Source organism: Paraburkholderia sp. EG286B (genome assembly GCF_040965655.1).
In the GTDB taxonomy this organism is placed as follows: Bacteria; Pseudomonadota; Gammaproteobacteria; order Burkholderiales; family Burkholderiaceae; genus Paraburkholderia.
On sequence record NZ_JBFRCF010000173.1, the window covers coordinates 1 to 436 of the forward strand.

The 436-nt window shown below is 70.2% G+C and carries 1 pseudogene; it reads right to left on the reverse strand.

Going from position 1 to position 436, the window contains the following annotated elements:
* Window positions 1–436 (reverse strand): annotated as a pseudogene (locus AB4Y42_RS44270) (C4-dicarboxylate ABC transporter substrate-binding protein); the annotation flags it as partial.

Sequence of the window (436 nt, forward strand, 5' to 3'; positions counted from 1 at the left end):
GCCCTTCGCGGCCCTCGTGAGCTTCGTGACTCGCGGCGCGTGCTTCGGCGCGGCTGATCGCGCCGCTGTCATGGGCGCGTGCATGGTCCGGCGAGCCTGCCGGATGGCCCGAGTGGGCCGGTTGCGCTTCGCCCGTCACGTCCCGCGCGGCGGCCGCCGCGGCCGCTTCCGAATCGCGCGTGAGGCGCGCCCGCACGAAGCCGATATGCTCGCGCAGCACGTAGAACTGATCGGCATAGGCAAGCGGCATCTTCAGGCCGTTGACGGACTCCTCGATCTTGTCGAGCCGTTCGACGAGCCCTTCGCGCTCGGCCGCCGACGTATCGTTGAGCGCCTCGCGCTCGATCGCGATCAGCGCGCCGTACCAGCGATAAATGCGCGACTTGACGCGCCACGCATACAGCGACGGCACGAGCCTCGCGGACCGGCTGCTGGT